Here is a 1,839-nt window from a genome sequence, read left to right as displayed (position 1 = left end):
CCGCAACCGGCGCCCGAGCCCGCGCCCCGGCCGGCGCCGCATGAGGCGCCGCATCCCCCCGCCCAGGCCGCGCACCCGCAGCCGCAGCCGCAGCCGCATGCGGCACCGCAGCACGGTCCGGACAAGGGCGACCACGGCCACAAGAAGGGGGAGCAGGGCGGCCGCTGACGTGTAGTGCCGGGACACGGGGCGCCAGTGTAAGATGGGCGTCCCCGCAACCGTTCGCCGGCCCGCGCGCGCCGGCCCCGCCATGGCCACACGATACCGCCCGACCGCCCATGCCACCCGCCCGCCGGGTGCCGCAACATGATGCTGCTGCTCGTGTTCCTGGCCGGGCTGTGGGCCGGGGTGCAGAATGCGCTGGCGGGCGGCGGGTCGTTCGTGACCCTGCCGGCGCTGATCGTGTCGGGCATGTCGCCGCTCGCCGCCAATATCACCTCGACCGTCGCGTTGTTCCCGGCGCAGATCACGTCCGGGTTCGCCGGCCGCAAGCTGGTGTCCGGCGCCGGCGGCCTGCCGTTCTGGGCGCTGTTCGTGCTGAGCATCGCCGGCGGCGCGGCGGGCGGGCTGCTGCTGCTGCACACGTCGCCCGCGGTATTCGCGCGGCTCGTGCCGTGGCTGGTGCTGTTCGCCACCGCCGTGTTCACGTGGGGGAGCTTCTTCCGCAAGCCCGGCGCGGGCGGCGCCGTGCACCTCGGACCCGCGGCGACGGGCGTCGCGCAATTCCTGATCGCCGTCTATGGCGGCTATTTTGGTGGCGGCATCGGCATCCTGATGCTGGCCGCGCTGACGATGGCCGGCCTCGCCGCGCGCAATGCCGGCGCCACCAAGAACGTGCTGGCCGGGGTGATGAACGCGTCGGCCGTCGTGCTGTTCCTGACGTCGCCGCAACTGCACTGGCTGCAGTGCGGCGTGCTGGCGGCGGGTGCCATCATCGGCGGGCTGCTCGGGGCGTGGGCGCTGCATCGCGTCAACGAGAAAGCCTTGCGCGTGGCGATCGTCGGCATCGGCATTGCCCTTACCGTAGGCCTGTTCCTGAAGCCGATCTGATACACACGCGGTCCGTCCGCTGGACACGACCTCCCGGTTGGTCTACATTGGAATCATGCGATAACGATACGAATGATGCCGCCGGGAAGGAAGGTGCGCCATGCTGGACCTGTTCTACGGACTCGAACCGGATCTTGCCCTGCACGCCGTCGTGCTGGCGGGCGGCTGCGCGACGTTTTTCCTGATCCTGTTGTGGCGCCGCTGCCCGCGCTGCACCTGGCAGGAGTGGTCCAGCGAGCTGCTGGGCCGCGACGACAAGGACGACGCCGCGGACGAGTAAGCCCGCCTGCAGCTTAGTCGGTGCCGTCGGCGTGGTAATGGTCCGCCTGCACCTTGCCGTTCACGCCATGCGTGCGTACCTCGGGCGTAATCGCCAGCATGCCCGCATTCCACGTTTCCCATTCCCTCTTCAGCCGGGCGAACACGTCCGGATGCCGCTGCGCCAGGTTGGCGCGCTCGCGTTGGTCCACCGTCACATCGAACAGGAATTCGTTGCCGTTGATGCGCAGGTATTTCCAGTTGCCGGAGCGGACGGCGCGCTGGGCGTTCGCCTTGTAGCGCCAGAACAGCGTGCGCGCGGCCGGCGCGCGCTGGCCGGTCAGCACGGGCAGCAGGTCCTGGCCGTCGGGCGGGTAGGCCGGATCGGGCGCGGTGCCGGCGGCGGCGAGGAGGGTCGGCAGCCAGTCCATGCTGATCGCCACCTGTTCCGTGACCGTGCCGGCATGGAGGCGACGCGGCCAGCGCACGATGGCGGGCACGCGGATGCCGCCTTCCAGCAGTTCCGTCTTC

Annotated in this window: 3 protein-coding genes; 2 read left to right on the top strand and 1 reads right to left on the bottom strand. The window is 70.7% G+C overall.

Going from position 1 to position 1,839, the window contains the following annotated elements:
- Positions 1 to 309 precede the first annotated feature (309 nt).
- Together AC1DYX_RS30805 and AC1DYX_RS30800 are read left to right on the top strand one after the other, a co-directional pair.
- Positions 310 to 1,050, top strand: coding sequence for a sulfite exporter TauE/SafE family protein (locus AC1DYX_RS30805; RefSeq protein WP_477265975.1), 741 nt, complete (start codon positions 310 to 312; stop codon positions 1,048 to 1,050).
- A 100-nt stretch (positions 1,051 to 1,150) separates the two neighbouring features.
- On the top strand, positions 1,151 to 1,330 hold the full coding sequence (locus AC1DYX_RS30800) for a hypothetical protein (protein WP_477265973.1): 180 nt from the start codon (positions 1,151 to 1,153) through the stop codon (positions 1,328 to 1,330).
- Positions 1,331 to 1,343: 13 nt separating this feature from the next.
- Here the strand turns inward: AC1DYX_RS30800 and AC1DYX_RS30795 are convergent.
- A partial coding sequence (locus AC1DYX_RS30795; RefSeq protein ID WP_477265971.1) for a sulfatase family protein occupies positions 1,344 to 1,839 on the bottom strand: 496 nt, incomplete at its 5' end.

The sequence above is a fragment of the Massilia sp. P2_C2 genome, from assembly GCF_056404615.1.
The sequence above is the reverse complement of the archived record's forward strand: the minus strand, read 5'-3'. Positions and strand labels throughout refer to the sequence as shown.

Bases quoted from the DNA above. Each gene is read 5' to 3' on its own strand.
- AC1DYX_RS30805 (WP_477265975.1), top strand. From the start codon at position 310: ATGCTGCTGCTCGTGTTCCTGGCCGGGCTGTGGGCCGGGGTGCAGAAT.
- AC1DYX_RS30800 (WP_477265973.1), top strand. From the start codon at position 1,151: ATGCTGGACCTGTTCTACGGACTCGAACCGGATCTTGCCCTGCACGCC.